The organism is Pseudoalteromonas sp. UBA2102 (genome assembly GCF_002331165.1).
In the GTDB taxonomy this organism is placed as follows: domain Bacteria; phylum Pseudomonadota; class Gammaproteobacteria; order Enterobacterales; family Alteromonadaceae; genus Pseudoalteromonas; species Pseudoalteromonas atlantica.
Genome location: NZ_DCYU01000087.1, coordinates 1 through 19,009, shown reverse-complemented (window position 1 = coordinate 19,009; position 19,009 = coordinate 1). Strand labels below are relative to the sequence as shown.

Genomic DNA, 19,009 nt, shown 5'->3' with positions numbered 1-19,009 from the left:
CTAAATATGTACATAATTAGCCTTGTAGCGCACAGGCGCAGGCAGTTATATACAAAGTGTTTAAAATTTAAAAACTAGCTATAAAAATTGGGTGGCGGAACATCTGGTGGGTAATTTAAACCATTGTAACAAGCATTGTTTGTGGCTTGGCTTTGTTCAGGGCTTATTGAATGATTTATCGTACTGTAGTAACCACAGTGGCAATGCTGATGGGCATGAATTTCAGTAGGTGGTTGCGCGTCTTCATCGTTTGTATCGGCCACAGACTGAATGTGCGAAGCATGATCGACTTCTTCTTGTAAATGATACGCGGCAGCATCACAGCTAATAAAGCTGTGTACAAGCACAAGAAGTATCACGACTAAAAAGTAGTTTGAGCGCATCCATTACCTAATTAAATTTAAAGTAGGTTCCTATTTTACAAACTAGGAACAGCGGCATATTAAACCCGCACGCGTCTTGAGGTCAATAAACAACGCGCAAAACCGTTGATAAAAGTTTACTGCCCTTCGTCTACACAACATTCGTTTTGTAAAAAACCAATTACATCGTCTAAGCGCTGGTACATAGCCACGCAATAAAGCGTGCGCCCTTCGCGCCTTTGGCTAATTAGCCCAGCGTTAACTAAGCCCGATATATGGTGCGAAAGTGTAGAGCCCGCCATGCTTAGCTCTTCTTGTATATTGCCAACACTAATTCCAGTGTGCCCTGCTTTAACTACACGCTTATATATAGTTAAACGCGTAGGATGGCCTAATTCTTTTAATGCTTTTGCAACGTCGATAATTTCCATTACAACCTCGTAATTTCTAAATTATTAGAAATAATAACAATTTGAATCTTTAAATACAGCTTTATTAGCAAGTTACCTTAAAAGTTAAAAAATAAAACATTTAAAAACAAGGGAATAAAAATCATTTCTATATATCTAGAAATAAAGTATTGACGATATTATTGCCCACCAATATACTTCCATAAAATTCGAAATATAACTTACTTAACGTAAGTTATACCTTGTGTACTTTGGAGTGCGTTATGAGTAATGAAATGCTAGCAATGGCAAAAGAGGCGTTAGGCATGTTTGCCTTTTTAGCTACAGAGTTAACTATTTTATTTATTGTTATTAGTTATTTAGTGGGTGTTTTACAGCTATTTATAACACCCGAAAAAATTCAATCTATTTTAAGTTCAAAAAACGGTAAGGGCTACGTTGCTGCTGCTTTATTGGGGGCTATTACACCATTTTGTTCGTGCTCAACCATTCCGTTTTTAAAAGGATTATTAAGAGCGAGAGCGGGCTTTGGACCTATGATGGTATTTTTATTTGGCAGCCCGCTACTTAACCCGGTGATCATTGGGTTATTTGTAATTACCTTTGGCTGGCAGGTCGCTTTATTTTACTTTTTAGTGGCTATGGTGGTGTCGGTTGTAGCAGGCTATACCCTTGAAAAGCTAGGCTTTGAAAGGTATGTAAAACCAGAAGCTTACAGCACAGAATCTACTAGTAGCTGCGCAAAACCAAGCTGTAGTGAGCCTAAAGAAGTTGAGCCAAGCTGTGCAACCACAAACTGCGGCGAACCTAAAGCAATAGAGCCTAAAAAAGCGCAGCCTAATCGCTGGGTAAAAGTGTGGCACGCCACCTTTAAAGACTTTAAACAAGTGTTTCCGTACTTAATGCTAGGGGTAGCAATAGGCTCGTTTATTTATGGCTTTATTCCTACCGAGCTAATTGCTAAATATGCGGGCGATGGTATGTGGTATGCCATTCCTATTGCAGCCATTATTGGTATTCCACTTTATATTAGAGCCGAAGCCGTTATTCCGCTCAGTGCCGCATTGGTCAAAAAAGGCATGGCGCTTGGCTCGGTAATGGCATTAATAATTGGCAGCGCGGGCGCAAGCTTAACAGAAGTTATTTTGCTTAAATCAATTTTTAAAAACCAAATGATAGCCGCCTTTTTGTTTGTCATTATTACTATGGCTATTGGTGCAGGCTTTTTATACCAAGCTATTTTTTAAATGCTCATTTTTCTAAACTCAGTGGGTGACACGCCCACTGAGTTTTTAAACCGTTTTGAAAAATTAAATATATTAGGGTACCCCACGTAAGCGGCAATATGGGCAACCGGCCAGCGGGTATTTAGTAGCAAGTTTTTAGCCCGTTTAATACGTAAATAAATAAGCTGCTGCATTGGGCTTTTACCAAATTGTGCCTGGCATAACCTGTGTAAATGCGGTGCTGAGTAATGTACTTGTTCGCACATAGCCTCTATTGTCCAATCAAATTGCAGGCGTTCTTCTACCTCTAAAAACAAGCTGGTTAATCTATTTTGCCCGTTTATTTGCGGCTCGCTTTGAAGCGTAGTGTTTAAATAGTGGCTTAAAATAGGCATTACGCCTTCGCGCAAAGTAGCGTTTGCCTCGCTGTATAAAAGCTCCATTGCTAAATGTAATGGCGCTAATTGCTGATTAGTTAATACTTTAGCCTGCGCTAAATTTAAATGTTGCCAGCGCTTGGTATTTGCAAGGTTTAGCCAAATCACATCCCATTTTTCGCTCGCTATTTCAACCTCAAAACTTTGCCTTGCAGGCAATATAGCTAAGCTATTTTCGGCAAGTGTATATTGGTTATTAATGGTTTTTAGCGTGCCCTGGCCAGCCAAAGTATAAAAAAGAGTGTGTTCAAGCGGGTTAGTACGTGCAACACAATAATCACCCAATAAATTTGAGCAACCTGCCAGCTCTATTTCAAGGTTTGGCATTTGCGAAAGCGTGGCTAAATCAATAAACCGCTCTGTACACTCTGGGCCAATATCGAGTACATCTACAATAGTGTTGCGCATAATTAAAATAATAGTTTTGGATAAATAAAAGAGAGCTTTAAGCATAACCGCAACGCATTATTTTAGCTATATTTAAGCCACTATAATTGCCACACATGCAATAGGACACGAATGAACTCACTACAGCACATAATCAACCGCCGCGATTGGGAAAACCCAATTTCGGTGCAAGTTAATCAAGTAAAAGCGCACAGCCCACTCAATGGCTTTAAAAGCGTTGAGCATGCCCGTACAAACACTCAATCACAAAAACAAAGTTTAAACGGCCAGTGGGATTTTAAATTATTTGATAAACCCGAAGCGGTTGATGAGTCATTACTAAGTGAAACACTCGCCAGCGACTGGCAAAGTATTCCAGTGCCTTCTAATTGGCAACTACACTGCTTTGATAAACCTATTTATTGTAATGTTAAATACCCCTTTGCAGTTAATCCGCCTTTTGTACCAAGCGATAACCCAACAGGTTGCTACCGCACTGAGTTTACTATTACGGCGGATCAATTAGCGCAGCGTAACCATATTATTTTTGAAGGCGTAAACTCGGCGTTTCATCTTTGGTGTAATGGTCAATGGGTGGGCTACTCGCAAGATAGCCGCTTAGCCAGCGAATTTGATTTAAGCAAACTGTTAATTGCAGGTACTAATCGCATTGCGGTTATGGTTATTCGCTGGAGCGATGGCAGTTACCTAGAAGATCAAGACATGTGGTGGCTAAGCGGTATATTCCGCGATGTTAATTTACTTACTAAACCGCAACACCAAATACGTGATGTATTTATAACCCCAGATTTAGACGCCTGCTACCGCGATGCAGCGCTACATATAAAAACCGCAATAGATGCGCCAAATAACTACCAAGTAGCCGTGCAAGTTTTTGATAGGGAACAGGCGCTATGTGAGCCACACATACAAAGCACTAACAATAAACGTGTTGATGAAAAAGGCGGCTGGTGCGATGTCGTATTTCAAACAATTGATATACAAAGCCCTAAAAAATGGACCGCCGAAACGCCAACCTTATACCGCTGCGTTGTAAGCCTGTTAGATGAGCAAGGCAATACAGTAGACGTAGAAGCCTATAACATTGGCTTTAGAAAAGTAGAAATGCTCAACGGGCAGCTTTGCTTAAACGGCAAACCGCTGCTTATTCGCGGTGTTAATCGCCACGAGCATCACCCAGAAAACGGCCACACGGTGAGTACCACCGACATGATTGAAGATATTAAGCTGATGAAGCAAAATAACTTTAATGCTGTACGTACCGCTCACTACCCTAACCACCCTCGTTTTTACGAGCTGTGTGACGAGCTAGGTTTATACGTAGTAGACGAAGCCAATATAGAAACTCACGGTATGTTTCCTATGGGAAGGCTTGCAAGCGATCCGCAGTGGGCTGGCGCATTTATGTCGCGCTATACGCAAATGGTTGAGCGCGATAAAAACCACCCCTCTATTATTATTTGGTCATTGGGTAATGAGTGCGGGCACGGTGCCAACCACGATTCGATGTACGGCTGGTCTAAAAGCTTTGACCCATCGCGCCCAGTGCAATACGAAGGTGGCGGCGCAAATACCACAGCAACCGATATTATTTGCCCTATGTATGCCCGTGTAGATACCCATATTGCCGACGACGCCGTACCTAAATACTCTATTAAAAAGTGGTTAAGCCTACCGGGTGAAACGCGCCCACTTATTTTATGTGAATACGCCCATGCAATGGGTAACAGCCTAGGTAGCTTTGATGATTACTGGCAAGCATTTAGAGAATACCCGCGTTTGCAAGGTGGCTTTATTTGGGATTGGGTAGACCAAGGTTTATCTAAAACTGATGAAAACGGTAAGCATTATTGGGCTTACGGTGGCGATTTTGGTGATGAACTAAATGACCGCCAATTTTGTATAAACGGCTTATTATTCCCAGACCGTACACCGCACCCAAGCCTGTTTGAAGCTAAATACAGCCAGCAACATTTACAATTTACGCTGCGAGAGCAAACTCAAAACCAATACACCGTTGATGTATTTAGCGATTATGTATTTAGAGCAACCGATAACGAAAAGCTTATTTGGCAGTTAATAGAAAATGGCCAATGTGTAGAGCAAGGCGAGCAAATTATTAATATTGCTCCACAAAGCACGCAAACGCTAACGATTAATACAAAAACGGTGTTTAAAGCAGGTGCGCAATATCACCTTAATTTAGATGTTGCGCTGATTAACGACTCAAGCTTTGCAAATGCCGAGCATGTATTAAACACCGAGCAATTTAAGCTTATAAATAGCCAAAGTTTAAGCGCTAATGCATTTTCGCCTGCTATAGCAAACGCCTCAACGCACGGCGCACTAAATATTAGCGAAACCAACACACAGCTAAATATTGAAGGCGATACCTTTAAACTTGTGTTTAATAGCCAATCAGGCCTTATTGAGCAATGGTTACACAATCAAACCCAAGTTATTTATAGCCCATTGGTTGATAATTTTTACCGTGCCCCGCTTGATAACGATATAGGCGTAAGCGAAGTAGACAACCTAGACCCTAACGCATGGGAAGCACGCTGGTTAAGAGCGGGTATTGGGCAGTGGCAGCGTACATGTCGCTCGTTTGAAGTAGTGCAATCAACCGTAGATATACGTATTACCTGTGTATTTAGTTATGAATTTAATGGCGCAGTACAAGCAAAAACAACTTGGCTTTATACACTTTATAATACCGGTGAAATTAGCTTAAAAGTTGATGTACAACTAAACGATACTCTCCCGCCCATGCCACGCATAGGGTTAAGCACAACGCTTAATAAACCAAGCGATACACAAGTAAATTGGCTTGGTTTAGGCCCATTTGAAAACTATCCAGATCGTAAAGCGGCTGCGCGCTTAGGGTTTTACAGCGCACAATATAATGAGCTACATACACCGTATATATTCCCAACCGATAATGGCGTACGTAGTGATTGCCAATTACTTAGCATTAATAATTTAACCGTAACTGGTGCGTTTTTATTTGCCGCCAGCGAGTACTCACAAAGCATGTTAACGCAAGCAAAGCACACCAATGAGCTAGTAGCTGATGATTGCTTACATGTGCATATTGACCATCAACATATGGGGGTTGGCGGCGATGACTCGTGGAGCCCAAGTACCCATAAAGAGTATTTACTAGAGCAAAAGCAATACAACTACTCTTTAAAATTTAGTGCTAAATAAAACAGCGCTTAATCCATACAAAAATAGCGGCTAATTTAGCCGCTATTTTTTAATACTGAATTGTTATTTATTACTACTGAGGCAGCGATTTGTTCGCTAACTTTTTAGCAATTACGTTATCAAACGATAAGCTACCTGCCCCTTGTATAGCCAGTGCAGCCGTTGCAACTAACAAAGTAAGTGCGAACTCATAGCCGTTGTTTGCTACAAATAAACCATGACTAATGTGCACGCTAAATATCGCAATCAGCATAGTAAACGCCGTAACTACAGCTGCTGGGCGCGTTAATAAACCAATGGCTAAGGCAATACCGCCAAAAAATTCAGCGCTGCCTGCCATCATTGCAAGCCAATAGCCAGGCTCAAGGCCAATGCTTGCCATCCACTGCCCAGTGCCTTCAAGGCCGTAGCCGCCAAACCAAGCAAATAATTTTTGTGCACCGTGCGCTGCTAAAATCAAACCAACGGGTACACGTAAAATAAGTGCTGCCATGCCTGCGTTAGAGCTTAATAATGAGTGTAAGTATTTCATAGTGTGATCCTGTTTTATTGTTAATAAGGCTAGTAACCAATGAGTACAGTTTACTATCATCATTTAAAACAATTAATACGAATATTATTGCCAAATTATCAACATGGTGTTTTTAATTACTTAACTAAGTTGCGCCTATTTTGTACTTGCGGGCATAAACACCTCAGGAGCTAGTTTAATAGCGCACTTTTAAGCGTTATTAAACAGTAAACTAATAGCTAAATAGTCCGGCTCTGCTAGTATAAAAAAAGTAGTAAAAATTGGATCCGCTTATGAGCTATAAAGGTAATAGATTGACGTTTTTCCCACCTAAAAATAAGGGGGCGCTCTTTTTTGTTTTCATTACTTTGCTCACGTTATTTATTACTTTTGATTCTCATGCTGCCGATACATGTAAAATAAAGCACTTAAACTCACCCACGCCTGCCTCAGTGCTAAAGGTAAATACTCCTTCTGAACTCACTGCTCAACGCGGTGTTAATCAATATCAAATAAGTTGCTCTGTTAAAAATGGTGGCGTACTAAGCTTTTTACGCCCGGGGTTAGATAGCTTTACTTGGCAGCAAAACAACACTATAAAAGCGCCCTTAAAAGCAGGGCAAGTAGCCTACTTAATGGACTCGGGGGCTTTTACAGCCACAATAACATTAGAATCAAAGCTTAATTACACACCGCGGTTTAAATGGCAGCCAACTCATATTTATTTTAAAAAAGCACAGCAACATTCGCTGATTATGGGCTCATTTTATGGGTTGTGCATTACACTTATTTTTTATGTATTAATAATGGGACATAGACTTAACGAAAGTGTATTTAAGCTCTACAGCATTTACATTTTTTGTATTGGCAGCTTTATTTTACTCCAAGAAGGGCAACTGTATTTATTTGTAACGCAGCATATATCTGGCGTTATTTTTAACTTATACCTACTTAGCATTGGCTTAACCGTACTAAGTGCCACGTGGTTTATGCTTGCGTTACTCGAGACTAATAAACGCTGGCCTAAATTAACTAAGCTGCTCAAAACATTGGCCTGTACTGTAATGCTATGCGCGGTACTTAAAATGCTCGTTACCGACCTGTTATTTTGGACAATAGCAGGGCATATAATGGCTTATTCTTCGCTGTTTATTGTGGCTGTTATTTTTACTTTAGCAGCCATGCAAGCCCTCAAAGGTGTACGCGAGGCAACACTCGTATTTGTAGCGCTTAGCTTTGTATTAGTAAGTATGATTTTTAGGGTGCTGCTTATTAACCAAAGCCCGTTTATGCAGCGTTATGGGTTTGTGTTAGCGTTTGCGGTTGAATCATTTTTATTAGCTGTTGCGGTTTCAAGGCGTATAAGCCGAATGCGAATTGCACAAAAGCGCGCCGAAACCGAAGCAGACTACGACCCCCTTTGTGGTATTTTAAACCGCAGGGGCTGGGCTAAAAAATCATCCGCGCTTATCAATATGCACGCCAAAAAAGGCGGCGTATTATGCTTGATGTATATAGATTTAGACGACTTTAAACAAATAAACGACAGCTACGGCCATGCTGTAGGCGATGACGCTTTATGCAACGTTGCCCGTTGCTTAAAAAGCAGTGTTCGCAGCAGCGATGCTGTAGGGCGCTTAGGCGGTGATGAATTTGTCGTGCTTGCACATTTTTATACTAATGCGCAGGTAAACCCTAAAACTCATCATTTAAAAACCGCCTTAAATAGGCTCACAATAAATCACAACAACGACCCTATAGCCATTAAAGCAAGTATGGGTACTACCGTATTTAGTGAACCGCCCCACTCCATTGATGAAATTTTAAAAGCGGGCGACACCGCCATGTACCACGAAAAAATACAACGAAAGGTTAAGCCACTCACGTTAGTAGATGGCTAAATTTAGGCAATACTGCTTATTGCTATTAAACCGTAGCCGGCTTGGCAAATTGTTTACGGTTTACATAGTGGCTCATAATAATGGTAAATAAAGTTGAGCACACTGCAGCCGCTGCATATACCTGCCAAATCACAAATTCAAACTTAAGCGCGAGTGCAATCACAGCAAAAAACACACAGCCCCCTAACGAACCAATAATGCCGCCGTTAAGCACCTTATACGCCGAGTATTTTTTATCACTTGCATGCGCAATACTGCCCATAACCGCCAAAATTACCGGAAAAGTAGAAAGTAACCCGCTCCACATTGACCCTATTTTTGCCGATATAAACGTAACTAACATAATAAAGCAGCTGACCAATAACATTTTTAGCGGCAGCTCCCACGAAGCGGTAAAAGGTTTGGCATCGGGCGCAAATTTTAACTTACTAGATGCCAGCGCAAGCACCAATAAAGTACTAAGCGAGAGCACCGATGCAAAGGCAATATTCACCGGCAATAACAAGGTAAATGCACTAAAAGCGCACCATAGTGTTAATGTAGCAAACAGCGCTTTAACTACCCCATATTTTGCAAGCATGGCAGCATAACAAAAACAAAATAAGCCTATACCGCTCATGCCATACAACGACGCCACAGCCGAGTTACTGGCAAATAACTTACCTTGCTCAAGCGCAATAAAATACGAAATAGGGCCCGATGTAATAGGCAAGCCCGGAATAATACCGCTCACAAAACTGCCAAAGCGTTTTTGAGCAAAGTGAATAAATAATAAAAGTAATGGCGCAATGGTGAGTTTTAACAGCAACATAAATAACTATAAAGTATGAGAGTTGCGCGTTAGTCTACGTTTAAAATTCCGTACTGTAGAGTGAATAAATATCACTCATACGGTGTAATTATTTTCATCTATAGGTACAAAAAAGGCCACTACAAAAGTGGCCTATTCTTTAATAAATATTGCTTACGCTTTTTTAAATAAAACCTCAGGGTTTACCATGGTTTTCATTTCAAGCACGTTGCCGTTTGGATCTTCAATAAAAAAGGTTTCTTGTTCAAACTCATCACCAACAAAACGGCGATACGGTTTATCTAGGTATTCAAGCCCCGCATCTTCTATGCGTCTTTTTAAACCGTTAAATTCATCTTCAGATAAATGAATACCAAAATGCGGTACCGCCACTGCGCCCATATCTACATCGTGGCGAACAGTGGGTAAGCGCTCTTCGCTTTGGTGTAATGTGAGCTCATTACCCCAAAAGTCTATGTCTATCCAGCGCCCTTCTTCGCTGTTCCCTGTTTTACAGCCAAGCACATCACAGTAAAACGTTTTCGCTACTTTTAAATCGCCAGCGGGTATAGCCAAGTGCAAACAGTTAGACATAAATTACCTTTAATCTTTTAAATTTGTATATTAATAACCTCTATTATACATAAAATATAATTTATGAAACATTAACAGCCACAAATAAGCATAGTTAATACCAACCAAGCTTAAAAAGTAGCCGTAATAACATTTAACGCTACCACCCACATTTTATTTATTAGAGATAGTTAGAAAGCGTAAAAGGATTAGTTTAAAATGCGCCACTATGATTAAATTCTTATTTTTAAAGTTTATAACCTTCTTTTTAGGCTTTGTTGCCTGCTTTGCCATGCACACAACTTTTGCATTGTCTTTAGTTATTTCGGCGGCGCTTACAGGGCTAATTGGCTCGTTTATTCCCTTTCCTGCTCGGTTTAAAAATCATCCCTATGCGGCTATTTACGCAGGTAGTTTTGCCGGTATGTGCTCTACACACTTAATTACAAGTTATTGGGAAATAGCCATAATTTCTGTTATTGGCGCCAGTTTATATGTGCTTACCATAAATATGTTTACCGGATTTGGCGGAAAGCTTGGCAGTGTTGCCTTTGCAAGCGTGGCTTTATTTATGTTGGCCAAAGGAATGGTTTTATGAATTTAGAATACCCATTTATAGCCTTACTAGGTGCGTTTTTAACGTTTTACTTAGCCAAACATAATCGTTTTGACGGCATACGTGCATCGGCCTCGCTTTCTATTATTGCTTATTTACTATTAAGTGCTTTAAACCTAAACCCCGACTTATACTCAGTCGTGTTTTTTGGCGGCACATTTATAGGCATGAGCGCCCCACACCGTTTTGGTATTTATACCGTGGCCAGCTCATCTATTTTATTTTCGTTTTTATTTGAATACCTGGTACCAAAGCTTGATGGTTATGGCGGTGCGTTAGGTGTGAGTGCGTTTTTATCTATTTGTATTTGCCACATGTTTATTTTACTCGGAGCGCCAAGAAGTAAAAAGCCACTTGGCTAAATCACTCGTTTTTAACCTTAACACTACTGGTTGGGTAGCCAAATAGTACTTTGCATTTAGCTTTTAACCCTTTCGCCGTATAGGTACTTTTTAATAAATAAGCCCACTGATGAAACGTTATTATTAGTGGGTTATTACTATTTAGCTGCCCTACTATGCCGTATTTACAGGGCTGGTTTTTGTCTTCTTCTACAAAGGTGCCAAATATTTTATCCCAAATAATAAGCACACCGGCAAAGTTTTTATCAAGGTAGCGTTTATTAATTGCATGATGAACCCTGTGGTGCGATGGCGTATTAAATACGCTTTCAAACCAACCTAACTTAGCCACTATTTGCGTGTGCACAAAAAATTGATACGCCAAATTAAGTGCTACTACACTAAATACGGTTAAAGGGTCAAACCCTAGTAGTATCATAGGTAGCCAAAATACCCACATGCCGGCTACTGGGTACATTATGCTTTGCCTAAACGCAGTGGTAAAATTCATTTTAGTGGAGCTGTGGTGAACCACATGCGCAGCCCACAACCAATGAATATGATGCGACGCACGATGAAACCAATAGTACAAAAAATCTTGCAGTAAAAATGCAAAAGCAACGCTTAATACACTTAGCTTTATATCAAATAAGCGGTACTCGTAAAGCATGTAAAAAAATGGCATAAGTAGCAGCAGTGCCATTGCATCTGCGCCTTGGTGCAACAAGGCTAAAACGGTGTTTGCTAGGCTGTCTTTTATATTGTAATAGCGCTTAAATTTTACAAATTCAAAGCATACAAACACTAAAAACACAGGGCTTAGGGCAAGTAAAATAATTTCTGAGTTCATACTTTGCCCGCCATAAAGTAATGCTGCAGTTTATTTAATGCCTGGGTTATATCTTTACTAATTAGGTGTTTTAGCAAAGCATTTGGCAGCCACCACGGCGCTTTGCAGCGTATACAATAATTAAGCTCGGTAGTGATACTTTTAGCCCCTGTATTAGCAACTAAATAAATATCACCTTGATGGTGCGCCACAGGCTTATTACCTTCTATTTGGTAGCAAATGTGGCTGGGGTTAGCCATTATTATACGCTCATTAAACGTGGCATTTGCCATTTTCACTTGCCTAATGGCACCTTTACCGCCTTTTAGCTCACCGCTATTTGCTGTTTTTATTAGCTCAAACTTGGCATTAAAAAAACGATCTAACTGTTGATGATCCAACAAGGTGGTTATTATTTGCAAAGGATCTGCATTAAGCGTTTGTTTTATTGATATAAAGATCATTGTTTACAGCGAAGATAATTACTCATGTAACTAGCATATAAAAATTGAACATGGCAAGCTTGCTCATACACGACCATTTTTTAGCTTTAGACGACAAATGCATACACTGGCTGATCATTACTTTTCAAGCATTTTAGATTACTTGCAAACCCAAGGTATTGATTCTAGTACGGCTCTTAAGGCAATCGGGTTTACTGAATTTAGTCGCCAGCATAGTCAGCAATTAGCACCCCGGATTAGTTTACAAAGTTACAATGCGCTGCTTGTGTATGGCCAAAAAGCGCTAAACGATCCGCTGTTTGGTTTTACTTTAGGTATGCACATTCGCCCCGCAGATTACGGTATATTGGGCTATTTAATAGAATCGAGCGATACCCTAAGTAGCGCTATAAAGGCACTGTTAAATTACGACAGCTTAGTGGCAGATATTGGTAAAGCGCAGTTTTTACAAACTGCAGACACCGCTACGGTGCGCTGGCATGCTCATCCTCATTGTAATGAACAAGTAGTATTACGAAACATGACTGCGTGGGTAAGCGTTATTCGCCAATTGATAAACGCATCACTTTGCCCAAGCAGTATCAGCTTTATACATAATTGGCCTAAAAGGCACACACAACAGTTAGAGGCGTGGTTTAAATGCCCCGTTATAAGCGGCGCAGCGCATAACCAAATAAACTTTCCGAGCAGTTATTTAAACCTTGCCTTTAAAACCGATAACGCCATTGTAAATGCTACATTTAAGCAGCTTTCACAACAGCAGCTATCGCGTTTTAAAAGTCAGCAGTGCTTAACAGAAAAAGTTAAACAGCTACTTATTGCAAAAACAACATTACAAAATTGCCAGCTTATTGCAGTTGCAAGCGCACTAAACGTAACACCGCGCACGCTACAGCGACATTTAAAAAAACAACATGTAACCTTTGCGCAATTGCTAGAACAAGAAAGAAAAAACCGCTCCCACACGTTAGTTGGCACGCTCCCACTTAGCGAACTAGCTAACCTGTTAGGCTTTAAAGATCAGAGCTCGTTTAATCGTGCTTTTTTACGATGGCACCATTGCACACCCACACAATTTTTAAAACGTAAATGAACCACAGTGTTATTCACATTAAATAAACATTTATGGTATACCTTTTAATCAACACTCTTTAAACTAGAGCGCATAATAATTAAAAATGTGGGTTATATTTGTGCGTGTAGTATTAAGTATTTGTGTGTTTATGCTTTATAGCGCCATGTGCAACGCACAAACCATTACCTTTGTAGCAGAAGATCTCCCGCCTTATCATTTTATAAATGAAAATAACGAACCCGACGGCGCATTAGTCGATTTAGCCAAAGCCACCATTAAACACACAAAGCTATCCGCCAAGTTTGAAATAATTCCTATGGCGCGTATTTTTACAATGCTTAAAAACAACCCAAATGCAATTGCATTGTCTCTTTTAAAAACCCCCATTAGAGCAAGGCAATACACCTGGCTAGGTGAGTCATACTTTGCCGATGCTTATTTAGTTAGCTTAAAAAACCGTACTGATGAAGTTACCCACCTTAATCACGCAAAATTTTACCAAGTGGCCACAATACGTGGCTATTCAAGTGCCACCTATTTAAAAAACGCCGGTTTTACCGAAGACAAAAACCTAGTTCTTGTAAGCTACTATCAGCAACTGTGGCAAATGCTTTATAAAAAACGCATCGACTTTGTACTAACCAATACACTTACATTAAATAACGAGCTAAAGCACTCAGGCCTAAATCCCAATTTAATAACTAAGCGAATTCATTTAACCGACTACCCTTCAAAATTATATTTTAGTGCCAACAAAACCCTAGATAAACACACCGCAAGCGCTATTAGCCATGCACTTAACACGCTAAAAGAAAACGGCGAATATCAGGCTATTTTAACCAAGTGGCAGCTACCGCTTCCGGCTACTGCCAACAAGTTGTAATAAACAGGGTCTATAATTTTAGCAACGCAAACACTGCTAGTTGGCTATGCGAACAATTAAAACACCTCAGGGTATAAAACTCAGTTACCAAGACGAAGGCGATAAAAAAGCCCCCGCAATCATACTTATTATGGGTTTAGGCGCACAAATGACTGTGTGGCCCGACTCGCTTTACTACACCTTAGTAAAAAAAGGCTTTAGGGTTATACGCTTTGATAACCGCGACACTGGCCTATCTACCCATTTAGAGCATCACCCTAGCCCGAGTTTATTTAAATCGTGGTTAAGTAAACGCCTGCCCATACGCACGCAAACGCCCTATTTACTTGATGATATGGCAAACGATGTATTGGCGCTTATGGCGGCCCTTAAAATAAAAAAAGCGCATTTTGTAGGTGCTTCTATGGGCGGTATGATTGCTCAGCTAATTGCAGCTCAACATAAAAAAAAGGTGCTAAGTTTAACCACTATTATGTCAAGCTCTAGCCTGCCAAGGCTGAGTGCCAAAAGCATTGGCGTGTTTATAAAGCTTGCCAAACTAAAGCCCAAAACATCCAGCCGTGATGAGGCAATAAACTACAACATTAAACTTAACCAACTTATTGGCAGCCCTGCTTACCCTCAATCAGAAGACGCACTTCGCCATCATGCAACGCAAATTGTAGAGCGCTCGCATAATCCAAGTGGCTACAAACGCCAACTTATTGCTATGGCCGCGAGTAAAGATAGGCAACATTTAATTCGTAAAATTAAAACGCCTACTTTAGTAATTCACGGCAGCGACGATGTGGTAATACCCGTAAGTGCAGGCAAAAAAACGGCAAGCCTTATAAAAAAAGCCAAGCTAAGAGTAGTCCCTGGTATGGGCCATAACTTTGCGCCAGAACTTATGCCCCTTATGACAAAGTGGATAGTTAAGCATGTAAAAAAAGCGCAGCGCAAACACCTAAATAAAAAACGCAAAAAACAACAGCAACAAAAAACCACATTGGTATAACCAAAAAGGCACTACAAAAACTACACAAACAAAAAATTGGTAATGTTGATATTTTAAATTGGTATGTTAGATTAAAGTTAAGCGAAGTTAATATCGCTCATTTTTAATATCATCACACAGAGACAACAATGAAAAATCTAACATCTACTTTTAAACTCACAGCACTGGCTGCTGTTACCCCTTTGCTATTTATGGGCTGTGCCAGCACAAGTACACCTGTTGATAGTAATGTCGCAGTACCTGCGTCAAAATTTGATTTATCGCAATGGAAAATAAACGTACCTGTAGATCTCAATAACGATGGAAAAATAGATACCGTAGACGTAGAAGAGATCCAAACCTACGCGCACCCTGATTTTTTCTATCTTGATGATCAAGGTTATATGGTATTTACCTCGCCAAACAAAGCGCTTACCAGTGCCAATTCAACCAATACCCGCAGTGAACTAAGACAAATGATCCGCGGCACCAATACCAAAATAAAAACTAAAAATTCAAAGAATAATTTTGCCCTAGCTGTACACCCGCTATCGGAGCGCTTTGGCTCGGTAGGCGGAAAAATGGAAGCCACGCTAAAGGTGGATCATGTTGCGCTTCGCGCTAACGATCCTAATAAAAAAGCCGCTTATTCTGTGGTGGTAGGGCAAATTCACGCAGGTAAAGACCAAGCCTTAATAGATACAAAACTGGGTTTTGGCTGGGGTAACGAACCACTTAAAATTTATTATAAAAAATGGCCTGGCCATAAAACCGGATCTGTTTTTTGGAATTACGAACGTAACTTACCAAAAAAAGATCCTAACCGAACCGACATTACATACCCTGTGTGGGGTAATACCTGGGAAAACTCGGACGATCCCGGTGCGACAGGCATAGCGCTTGGCGAAGACTTTAGTTACACAGTAAACGTGCATAAAAACATGATGTACTTAACCTTTAGCGCCCAAGGCAAAAAAGACGTTAACTACGCAATTAACTTAGGCAATAACGTAGATGCCTATGGCAAGGTAGATGAAAAAGATCACCCTAATGGCTATGCTGCCGATTGGCATTACTTTAAAGCGGGTGCATATAACCAATGTAGCACCAAAAGCGCTAAAGGCATTTGGTACCCAGGCTGTTTAGGCACTGGCGATTGGGCCACCGACAAGCAAAATGGTGATTACGCCCAAGTGAGCTTTAAAAAATTAGTATTAAGCCCATCAACTAAACCGTAAGCGTTGTTGTAGTTAAGTAGTTTTTAAGTGATGTAAACAGTGGCGATGGTAAATTATTAATGTCGCACCAGCGCCACTGCATACATTTATTTGGCTCGTTTAGCACAGGCTCGCCGCCCTCGTAATCGGCTTTTACGTATAAAGTAATGTAGTGTTTATTCTCAGCACTAAAAATATCGTTAGTAAAATCAAGCTTAGTAATTTTACTCACATTTAGCCCTGTTTCCTCAAATACCTCGCGTATTGCGCACTGCTCAACACTTTCACCAAATTCTAAATGCCCACCAGGCGTTGCCCATGTATTTGCACCATGCGCCCCTATTCGCTCACCTAATAAAATAGTGTTTTGGCGCATTATAATAACCGCAACCCCTACTCTTACTACGTTACTCATATTGTGTTTTCTCTTATTTTAATTGCGCGCCATGCTGAGCCACACGCTTTGTATTGTCAATTTTGTATTTTAAAACCCAAAGTGTTGTTTAACTTTTAGCCGACCATAGTCGAATACCTATCGGTTAAAAAAAAGCCTACCTTTTGTAAGGTCTCTCACACACATTTAGTATTAGGAGCCCACTATGTTAGGCCCATATAAACAACAATACGAAAGCTTTAAACAAAACCCAGCACAATTTTGGCTTGAACAAGCAAAGCGCCTACCTTGGTATAAAAAGCCCGAAAACGCCTACACACAAGACACTGACGGCCTTTACCATTGGTTTGATGATGGCCAACTAAACACCAGTTTTTTAGCGCTCGACCAACACGTTATTGCCGGTTTTGGCGAGCAAACCGCGCTTATTTACGACTCCCCCGTAACCAATACGCAGCAGAAATATAGCTACTACCAGCTACAGCAAGAGGTAGCTAAATTTGCCGGTGTAATGCAATCGTTAGGCGTTAGTAAAGGCGACCGCGTTGTTATTTATATGCCCATGATCCCCCAAGCTGTAATAGGCATGCTGGCCTGCGCCCGATTAGGCGCTATACACTCTGTGGTATTTGGTGGTTTTGCAGCGCATGAACTTGCCGTACGTATAGACGATGCTAAACCTAAACTCATACTGAGCGCTTCGTGCGGTGTAGAGGTAGATAGCGTAATAGAATATAAACCGCTGATTGATCACGCCATAGATCTTGCCAATCATAAAATAGATCACTGCGTTATTTACCAGCGCGAACAAGTAGCTGCCACGCTTATCCCCACAAGAGATATTAACTGGGATGAGGCAATGCAAACAGCCACTGCAGTAGAGCCAGTACCTGTAAGTGGGCGTGATCCTCTTTATATTTTATATACCTCAGGCACCACAGGTACGCCTAAAGGCGTAGTGCGTGAAAACGGCGGCCATGGTGTTGCTATGCACTACAGCATGGAAACCGTTTACGGCATGCAGCCCGGCGAGGTGTTTTGGGCTGCCTCAGATATAGGCTGGGTCGTTGGGCACTCCTACATAGTGTATGCCCCGCTAATTTATCGCTGCACAACAGTATTGTTTGAAGGCAAACCAGTTCGCACACCTGATGCCAGTGCATTTTGGCGAGTAGTAGAGCAATACCAAGTAACTGCATTATTTACAGCGCCCACTGCGTTTAGAGCCATCAAAAAAGAAGACCCTAACGCAGAGGGCTTTAAGCAATACAACACCAGTAGTTTAAAACGCTTATTTTTAGCGGGAGAGCGGCTCGACCCGCCAACGTATAACTGGCTAAAAGAAAAAACCAACCTGCCAATACTCGATCACTGGTGGCAAACAGAAACCGGCTGGGCTATTGCCTGTAATCCTGTAGGCATAGAAGAATTAGTAACAAAACCAGGTAGCTCTACCGTGCCAACTCCTGGGTTTGATGTGCAAATATTAAATATGCAAGGCGAGCAATGCGCACCAAACGAGCAAGGCGTGGTGGCTATAAAATTGCCGCTGCCGCCAGGTTGCTTACCCACCATTTGGCAAAACACAGCGCGCTTTAAAACCGGTTATTTAACTCAGTACCCGGGGTATTATCTTTCCGGCGATGGTGGTTACATAGATGACGATGGTTACCTATTTATAATGGGCCGCACCGACGATGTTATAAACGTAGCAGGCCATAGGCTTTCAACCGGCGAAATGGAAGAAATAGTCGCATCCCACCCAGCCGTTGCAGAGTGCGCGGTGTTTGGGGTTACCGATACACTAAAAGGCCAATTACCGATGGCCATGATCGTACTTAAAAACGACTTTACCGGCTCCCCTACCGATGTAGAGCAAGAGCTTGTGCAAACAGTACGCAACCAAATAGGCGCTATAGCGTGCCTTAAAACAATAATAAGCGTAGAGCGATTACCAAAAACTCGTTCAGGTAAAATACTACGCAAAAATTTACGTCAACTGGTCGATGGCGACGAACTACAAATTCCTTCAACCATAGACGATGCCGGTATTTTTGAAGAAATAAACCAGCAGCTCACCCTGCGTTAAATCCAACCTAACAAAGCCATTTTATATTTAAAATAAAATGGCTTTTACTTTGACTGAAATTTTATACTCATTAGCACTTTCTTACTTAATGCTAGGGTCTGTTGATCTTTTAAGGTTAAATTTGCAGCTGTCTGTTTGGTATTTAGGCAAGGCAGAGCCTATATAGTGTGGTTGTTCCCCACAAATAGGCGATAACGTAGCATTAATGCCAAACAGGCGCTGCCCAATGGGTTCTTCCTAGGGGCTATTTACTCTTTGTTGCCTACATGGATGTAGGTAAAGGGCGTGAGCAGGACG

19 protein-coding genes are annotated in these 19,009 nt (G+C 41.0%); 10 read left to right on the top strand and 9 right to left on the bottom strand.

The annotated features are described in order from the left end of the window. Window positions 1-74: 74 nt before the first annotated feature. Both B2R65_RS11905 and B2R65_RS11900 read right to left on the bottom strand, forming a co-directional pair. Entirely contained in the window at window positions 75-383 is a 309-nt protein-coding gene (locus B2R65_RS11905; protein WP_004586064.1) for a hypothetical protein, read from the bottom strand. Between the two features lie 116 nt (window positions 384-499). Beyond that, window positions 500-793 carry an ArsR/SmtB family transcription factor gene (locus B2R65_RS11900; protein ID WP_024033207.1) on the bottom strand — a complete coding sequence of 98 codons (294 nt, stop codon included), beginning with the start codon at window positions 791-793 and terminating at the stop codon, window positions 500-502. Between the two features lie 242 nt (window positions 794-1,035). Between B2R65_RS11900 and B2R65_RS11895 the strand changes: the two genes are divergently transcribed. Continuing rightward, the gene (locus B2R65_RS11895; RefSeq protein WP_286742902.1) at window positions 1,036-2,019 is read left to right on the top strand and encodes a permease; all 984 of its coding nucleotides are present in this window, start codon (window positions 1,036-1,038) and stop codon (window positions 2,017-2,019) included. On the opposite strand, the gene B2R65_RS11890 is transcribed toward B2R65_RS11895, so the two are convergent. Then, a complete protein-coding gene (locus tag B2R65_RS11890; protein WP_286742900.1) occupies window positions 2,016-2,843 on the bottom strand; it encodes an AraC family transcriptional regulator in 828 nt (275 codons plus the stop codon). The two genes, B2R65_RS11895 and B2R65_RS11890, sit on opposite strands and share 4 nt — an antisense overlap. A 111-nt stretch (window positions 2,844-2,954) precedes the next feature. Here B2R65_RS11890 and B2R65_RS11885 point away from each other — a divergent pair, with 111 nt between their 5' ends. Next, a complete protein-coding gene (locus B2R65_RS11885; RefSeq protein WP_286742897.1) occupies window positions 2,955-6,053 on the top strand; it encodes a beta-galactosidase in 3,099 nt (1,032 codons plus the stop codon). A 73-nt stretch (window positions 6,054-6,126) separates the two neighbouring features. Here the strand turns inward: B2R65_RS11885 and B2R65_RS11880 are convergent, their stop codons facing one another. After that, a complete protein-coding gene (locus B2R65_RS11880; RefSeq protein ID WP_064384698.1) occupies window positions 6,127-6,585 on the bottom strand; it encodes a DoxX family protein in 459 nt (152 codons plus the stop codon). A gap of 293 nt (window positions 6,586-6,878) precedes the next feature. Between B2R65_RS11880 and B2R65_RS11875 the strand changes: the two genes are divergently transcribed. Next, the gene (locus B2R65_RS11875; protein ID WP_273587219.1) at window positions 6,879-8,465 is read left to right on the top strand and encodes a sensor domain-containing diguanylate cyclase; all 1,587 of its coding nucleotides are present in this window, start codon (window positions 6,879-6,881) and stop codon (window positions 8,463-8,465) included. 25 nt (window positions 8,466-8,490) lie between these two features. On the opposite strand, the gene B2R65_RS11870 is transcribed toward B2R65_RS11875, so the two are convergent. After that, window positions 8,491-9,276, bottom strand: a complete 786-nt coding sequence (locus B2R65_RS11870; protein ID WP_286742889.1) for a hypothetical protein — start codon at window positions 9,274-9,276, stop codon at window positions 8,491-8,493. Window positions 9,277-9,429: 153 nt separating this feature from the next. Further along, the gene (locus tag B2R65_RS11865; protein WP_121637907.1) at window positions 9,430-9,849 is read right to left on the bottom strand and encodes a VOC family protein; all 420 of its coding nucleotides are present in this window, start codon (window positions 9,847-9,849) and stop codon (window positions 9,430-9,432) included. 271 nt (window positions 9,850-10,120) lie between these two features. On the opposite strand from B2R65_RS11865, the gene B2R65_RS11860 reads away from it, so the two are divergent. Beyond that, entirely contained in the window at window positions 10,121-10,426 is a 306-nt protein-coding gene (locus B2R65_RS11860; RefSeq protein WP_096740407.1) for a hypothetical protein, read from the top strand. Continuing rightward, a complete protein-coding gene (locus tag B2R65_RS11855; protein ID WP_004586056.1) occupies window positions 10,423-10,806 on the top strand; it encodes a hypothetical protein in 384 nt (127 codons plus the stop codon). Before B2R65_RS11860 ends, B2R65_RS11855 begins: the two co-directional genes overlap by 4 nt. A gap of 1 nt (window position 10,807) precedes the next feature. Here the strand turns inward: B2R65_RS11855 and B2R65_RS11850 are convergent, their stop codons facing one another. Together B2R65_RS11850 and B2R65_RS11845 are read right to left on the bottom strand one after the other, a co-directional pair. Then, window positions 10,808-11,635 (bottom strand): sterol desaturase family protein, encoded by an 828-nt coding sequence (locus B2R65_RS11850; protein WP_121637908.1) that lies wholly within the window; start codon window positions 11,633-11,635, stop codon window positions 10,808-10,810. After that, window positions 11,632-12,078, bottom strand: a complete 447-nt coding sequence (locus B2R65_RS11845) for an SRPBCC family protein (protein WP_286742883.1) — start codon at window positions 12,076-12,078, stop codon at window positions 11,632-11,634. The genes B2R65_RS11850 and B2R65_RS11845 overlap by 4 nt, the downstream gene beginning before the upstream one ends. 97 nt (window positions 12,079-12,175) lie before the next feature. On the opposite strand from B2R65_RS11845, the gene B2R65_RS11840 reads away from it, so the two are divergent. The 4 genes from B2R65_RS11840 (at window position 12,176) to B2R65_RS11825 (ending at window position 16,250) form a co-directional block, all read left to right on the top strand. Next, window positions 12,176-13,171, top strand: a complete 996-nt coding sequence (locus tag B2R65_RS11840; protein ID WP_286742882.1) for an AraC family transcriptional regulator — start codon at window positions 12,176-12,178, stop codon at window positions 13,169-13,171. Between the two features lie 94 nt (window positions 13,172-13,265). Next, window positions 13,266-14,036, top strand: a complete 771-nt coding sequence (locus tag B2R65_RS11835) for a substrate-binding periplasmic protein (protein WP_055252902.1) — start codon at window positions 13,266-13,268, stop codon at window positions 14,034-14,036. A 46-nt stretch (window positions 14,037-14,082) separates the two neighbouring features. Continuing rightward, on the top strand, window positions 14,083-15,033 hold the full coding sequence (locus B2R65_RS11830; protein ID WP_024033222.1) for an alpha/beta fold hydrolase: 951 nt from the start codon (window positions 14,083-14,085) through the stop codon (window positions 15,031-15,033). 128 nt (window positions 15,034-15,161) lie between these two features. Further along, entirely contained in the window at window positions 15,162-16,250 is a 1,089-nt protein-coding gene (locus B2R65_RS11825; RefSeq protein WP_055252782.1) for a polysaccharide lyase family 7 protein, read from the top strand. Here the strand turns inward: B2R65_RS11825 and B2R65_RS11820 are convergent. Beyond that, complete coding sequence (locus tag B2R65_RS11820) at window positions 16,240-16,644, bottom strand: nucleotide triphosphate diphosphatase NUDT15 (RefSeq protein ID WP_286742881.1); 405 nt, start codon at window positions 16,642-16,644, stop codon at window positions 16,240-16,242. The genes B2R65_RS11825 and B2R65_RS11820 overlap by 11 nt on opposite strands. 184 nt (window positions 16,645-16,828) lie before the next feature. Between B2R65_RS11820 and B2R65_RS11815 the strand changes: the two genes are divergently transcribed. After that, window positions 16,829-18,712, top strand: coding sequence for an AMP-binding protein (locus B2R65_RS11815; protein WP_286742880.1), 1,884 nt, complete (start codon window positions 16,829-16,831; stop codon window positions 18,710-18,712). Window positions 18,713-19,009 lie beyond the last annotated feature (297 nt).

Excerpts from the sequence above, each read along its gene's own strand:
- B2R65_RS11855 (WP_004586056.1), top strand. The coding sequence starts at position 10,423 with ATGAATTTAGAATACCCATTTATAGCCTTACTAGGTGCGTTTTTAACG.
- B2R65_RS11865 (WP_121637907.1), bottom strand. The coding sequence starts at position 9,849 with ATGTCTAACTGTTTGCACTTGGCTATACCCGCTGGCGATTTAAAAGTA.
- B2R65_RS11850 (WP_121637908.1), bottom strand. The coding sequence starts at position 11,635 with ATGAACTCAGAAATTATTTTACTTGCCCTAAGCCCTGTGTTTTTAGTG.
- B2R65_RS11845 (WP_286742883.1), bottom strand. The coding sequence starts at position 12,078 with ATGATCTTTATATCAATAAAACAAACGCTTAATGCAGATCCTTTGCAA.
- B2R65_RS11840 (WP_286742882.1), top strand. The coding sequence starts at position 12,176 with ATGCATACACTGGCTGATCATTACTTTTCAAGCATTTTAGATTACTTG.
- B2R65_RS11860 (WP_096740407.1), top strand. The coding sequence starts at position 10,121 with ATGCACACAACTTTTGCATTGTCTTTAGTTATTTCGGCGGCGCTTACA.
- B2R65_RS11815 (WP_286742880.1), top strand. The coding sequence starts at position 16,829 with ATGTTAGGCCCATATAAACAACAATACGAAAGCTTTAAACAAAACCCA.
- B2R65_RS11905 (WP_004586064.1), bottom strand. The coding sequence starts at position 383 with ATGCGCTCAAACTACTTTTTAGTCGTGATACTTCTTGTGCTTGTACAC.
- B2R65_RS11820 (WP_286742881.1), bottom strand. The coding sequence starts at position 16,644 with ATGAGTAACGTAGTAAGAGTAGGGGTTGCGGTTATTATAATGCGCCAA.
- B2R65_RS11870 (WP_286742889.1), bottom strand. The coding sequence starts at position 9,276 with ATGTTGCTGTTAAAACTCACCATTGCGCCATTACTTTTATTATTTATT.
- B2R65_RS11825 (WP_055252782.1), top strand. The coding sequence starts at position 15,162 with ATGAAAAATCTAACATCTACTTTTAAACTCACAGCACTGGCTGCTGTT.
- B2R65_RS11830 (WP_024033222.1), top strand. The coding sequence starts at position 14,083 with ATGCGAACAATTAAAACACCTCAGGGTATAAAACTCAGTTACCAAGAC.
- B2R65_RS11900 (WP_024033207.1), bottom strand. The coding sequence starts at position 793 with ATGGAAATTATCGACGTTGCAAAAGCATTAAAAGAATTAGGCCATCCT.
- B2R65_RS11895 (WP_286742902.1), top strand. The coding sequence starts at position 1,036 with ATGAGTAATGAAATGCTAGCAATGGCAAAAGAGGCGTTAGGCATGTTT.
- B2R65_RS11885 (WP_286742897.1), top strand. The coding sequence starts at position 2,955 with ATGAACTCACTACAGCACATAATCAACCGCCGCGATTGGGAAAACCCA.
- B2R65_RS11890 (WP_286742900.1), bottom strand. The coding sequence starts at position 2,843 with ATGCGCAACACTATTGTAGATGTACTCGATATTGGCCCAGAGTGTACA.
- B2R65_RS11880 (WP_064384698.1), bottom strand. The coding sequence starts at position 6,585 with ATGAAATACTTACACTCATTATTAAGCTCTAACGCAGGCATGGCAGCA.